This window comes from Candidatus Darwinibacter acetoxidans, from assembly GCF_041936445.1.
In the GTDB taxonomy this organism is placed as follows: Bacteria; Bacillota; Limnochordia; order Darwinibacteriales; family Darwinibacteriaceae; genus DTU010.
Map to the genome: position 1 here is coordinate 1 of NZ_JBHGXH010000178.1, position 3,814 is coordinate 3,814.

A 3,814-nucleotide genomic window follows, 5' to 3' on the forward strand; every position below is an offset into this window, starting at 1 on the left:
CTGTCGACCCGTTTCTTGGCTGCATCTTTTAACTCGAATTGCTCGAGCAACTCCCAGGCACGGGCCCTGGATTCCTTCATTCCTATACCTTGCAATTGCCCGGCAAAAACAAGGTTGTCCAACCCGTTAAGGCGCCAGTAAAGCCCGAGGTCGCCTCCATAAGCCACACCAATGCGTGGCCGGATCCGGTGGGCCTCCTTTATGACGTCGTAGCCAAATATGCGGGCACTACCCTTGGTGGGCGTGACTACGGTCGTAAGGATCTTGATCATCGTGGTCTTACCGGCTCCATTAGGACCAAGAATGCCGAAAAGCGTCCCTTCCGCTACTGAAAATGAGACGCCATCGAGAGCTCGAACTCTACGAGAAGCAACTGCTTTTAACTGACCGGCTGGCAGGTAGTCGCGGACAAGGTTCTCCACCTCAACCATCGCAGGTTTATTGCTCATAGCCCATCTACCCGGTCTGTTAGCCCCTGATCCCGCGCTACCTTAATAACTTCCCGGATGAAATCGTTGGCGCCACACGTGTTGTAGTCACCGTGAAAAAAGATGGATGAAGCTGGGCACCGGTAGGTACAGTGATCTCTTATCTCACAGTTCCCACAGTTCTTGAACGTTTGCCAGTTCATCTGCCTGAACTCCCGAAGCACCTGTGACTCGTTCCAAATTTCGAGACAGGTGTTCTCACGTATGTTCCCAACCATAAACTCGCCGGCTGCCGATAGATTGGCACAGGGATAAGTACGTCCGTCATACCTGACCCACAGGTCAGTGCGACCCCCTTCACATCCTAGAAACAGGGCGCTGAATATCTCCGGTAGATCCAGCACGTTAAGCGGCCTGCCATTGGGGAAGATTTCCTGATACCTGTTCTGGTAGAAATCGATCTAATACGCCCCCTTTCACCTTTGAGAAGCCAAGTGGCTTGTCTCCATATAGTATTATACTGAACATTCCGAATATTAATTGTCGAAAACTGTCATCCTATTTATTAAAGTTCCTTAATATTTATAATAGGGCCATAAGTGCAGCCCCGGAACGTTTTCACCCGCCACCTCGCGTTGTCATTCATGATGTTGCGGCTCACCTTCCGGCGCAACTGGCAAATCTTCCGTGCAACTCGTCCCGGGGCCATCCAGTACTGCAACATTGACCGGCAAAGCTGAAACAGTCGCCAATAGTGAGAAAACATGATAAAATTATTTAAACCATCCAAATAAGGAGCATATATCCTTAATCTTTTTCCTGTCTATATCAATTAAGGAGGGAATCTCATGGCAAGAAAGGCATGGTGGAAAAGGCCGGCAATATGGGTGCTCGTGCTGCTGGTTATCGTCGCAGTGCTGATCTGGGCAACCGACTTTCTCCGCTGGCAGATGGTCCGGGGGCTTTTCTGGCGGCCGTCGTCAATTGCAACGGGCAAGCAAACAGTAGTTATTATTGATCCCATGTATACTCCCCCGGAGCAAAACCTGATCATGAACCCGGCTTACTGCCTGGCCGATTTCGTAACCCAGTTAGCCGATGTGAATATTGATATTATCCATTACCCGCAGGCGGACGAGGCGCGGGTGATGCAGCACAACCCTGTCTGCGTTTTGATCTCCGGGCAAACCGCTCCCTGGACCGACTATGACCCGGCGGTCATGGAACCCATGTTTAGCTTCCTAAGGGACACCTCCCTGCCCGTTTTCGGCATCTGCGGCGGCCACCAGGTCATCGCCCAGGCTTTCGGAGCCCCGGTGGCGCCCATGGGCTACCAGGAGCTGGGCTATATCGAGGTGGAGCTGCTGAAAGATGACCCCATACTGGAAGGCCTGGACAGCCCCATCTCCACGTTCAACTGGCACGGCGAAGAGGTCAAGGAGATGCCCGCGGATTTTGAGCTCCTTGGCTCGAGCGATCTATGCCGGATCCATATCTTCCGGCACCGTGAGAAGGAAATTTACGGAGTGCAGTTTCATCCCGAGCTTTCGGGGCGCATACCCGACGGCAAGATCATGTTGATCAACTTTCTCCGCCGGGCCGGAGTCTCCTTGAAATAAGAAGTCTTGGGGTTGACGGCGGACCTGTTTACTTGCCAGGAAAATCGCCTCCAGTCACATGCGATAGGGTGAAGCTGTAGCGGTAGAGCTGGCCCCGCTTGAGCTTGAACTCGTCGTGCAGGGCGAGCAGGCCGGGGATGTCGCCGCCAACCCCCTTCTGCTTGTAGTCGATCTGCAGGGTGATATTCTCGCGGCGAGGCAGCTCGTGGATATGGCGCGCCCGCTCCAGGTCCTCCTTGGTATAGGGCCAGGCGCTCACGTTAAGCAGGGTGCCGCCGGCATCTCTTATAAGCAGCCCCTCCCCCTGCCCGCCGGTCATGGACAGCCAGCGCACCTCTGAGCGGTTCCCGTTCTCCTGGGGGTAGAGGTAATTGACGATGGCCTCCTCCACGGGCAGCGAGTGGATGCCGATGATTCCGCTCCTGTTACGGTCCAACATGGTCTCGTGAGGCCCCTTGCCGAACCAGGTCATCCGGCTGTAGCGGCCGGGTATCTCCATGATCATGCCGAAGCGGTCCATGTTAATCCAGGGGACGAAGGCGGCGGAGACGGTGATCTCGCCACTGCCGGAGATGGTGTAGACCGTGGTCAGCGGCGTCTTCCCGAAGCGGACCCGGGAGATAACCGTGATCACCACCCGGCCGGGTTCCGGCTGCTCCCAGCGGATGCGGCGAACCCTTCTGTGCTGCTCCGCCTTCTTCCAGGGGCTTTGCCACCTGAGGAAAGGAACGAAATTAGCCACCCCGAAATCGTTGCAGGTATCCACGCGGGAGAAGTTGGGGCGCAAGGGCGAGGTGATGAGCTCCCGGCCCTGCACGGCAAAGGAGGCCAGGCAGCCTTTTTCCCGCTCTATGAGCGCGCTGAAGCCTTCGCCCTGCACCTTAATCCCCTTCTCTTCCTCGATCACGGACAGCGGGGGCAAGGCCTCGCGGGAAGTTTTCTGCTCCGGGGCAGAAAAAGGCAGGCTGAACTGCTCCCAGGCCATGACGTGCCCCTGCGGGGCGTAGGGGCTGTCCTGGGCCAGCCGGAATTCGACGAGCAGGTGGTATTCCTTCCCCGGCGCCGCCGGAGGCGCGGTATAGGGCAGGGTTATCTCCCTGCTCCCCCCGGGGGGCACGGCCACGGGGTCTAGATGGCCCCGCTCGATGACACGCCCGTCGGCGGCCACCTGCCAGCTGATGGCCAGGAAGTCGAGGCTGCGAAAGCGATAGCTGTTCTCCAGGCGCACCCTGCCCGCCTTTAAGTCGACGGGGTGCACCTTGACCTCCTGGTAGACCTTCTTCACCTCGTAGAGCGCCGGGAAGGGGGTGCGGTCAGCGGCGACAATACCGTTGCCGCAGAAAAAGCCGTCGTTGGGCCTGTCCCCAAAATCGCCGCCGTAGGCCCAGAAATCCCTGCCGTCGGCGGTCTTCTTTAAAATGCTCTGGTCGGCAAAGTCCCAGATAAAGCCGCCGATGCAGCGGGGATACTTCTCGAAGAGATCCATGTACTTTTGAAAATTGCCCAGGCTGTTGCCCATGCAATGGGCATACTCGCAGAGCACAAAGGGCTTCCCCGCATACTGCCGGGGGGTCACCCGCCGCCCCAGGGGGTTGTTTGCCTCCAGCCGGCCGGCGCGCACGCTCCTGCCCCGCCCGATCTTCTCCACCGTTTGCGGGGTGGCATACATGAGGCTGAAAAAGTCGGAGATGTCGAGGACGTGGTCTCCCTCGTAGTGGAAGGGGCGGGTGCGGTCAATCTGCTGCGCCGCCTCCTTCATCTTGCGGA

4 protein-coding genes are annotated in these 3,814 nt (G+C 57.4%); 1 reads left to right on the top strand and 3 read right to left on the bottom strand.

All coding sequences use genetic code 11. The annotated features are described in order from the left end of the window. Together ACE4YL_RS06530 and ACE4YL_RS06535 are read right to left on the bottom strand one after the other, a co-directional pair. Positions 1 to 449 (bottom strand): ATP-binding cassette domain-containing protein (locus tag ACE4YL_RS06530; RefSeq protein WP_461369404.1); only part of this gene is annotated, 449 nt, incomplete at its 3' end. Then, a complete protein-coding gene (locus ACE4YL_RS06535) occupies positions 446 to 832 on the bottom strand; it encodes an SPASM domain-containing protein (RefSeq protein WP_461369405.1) in 387 nt (128 codons plus the stop codon). The genes ACE4YL_RS06530 and ACE4YL_RS06535, both read right to left, overlap by 4 nt. Before the next feature lie 444 nt (positions 833 to 1,276). Here ACE4YL_RS06535 and ACE4YL_RS06540 point away from each other — a divergent pair, with 444 nt between their 5' ends. Further along, a complete protein-coding gene (locus ACE4YL_RS06540) occupies positions 1,277 to 2,047 on the top strand; it encodes a type 1 glutamine amidotransferase (protein WP_461369406.1) in 771 nt (256 codons plus the stop codon). A 28-nt stretch (positions 2,048 to 2,075) separates the two neighbouring features. Here ACE4YL_RS06540 and ACE4YL_RS06545 read toward each other — a convergent pair. Next, a partial coding sequence (locus tag ACE4YL_RS06545) for a beta-galactosidase small subunit-related protein (RefSeq protein ID WP_461369407.1) occupies positions 2,076 to 3,814 on the bottom strand: 1,739 nt, incomplete at its 5' end.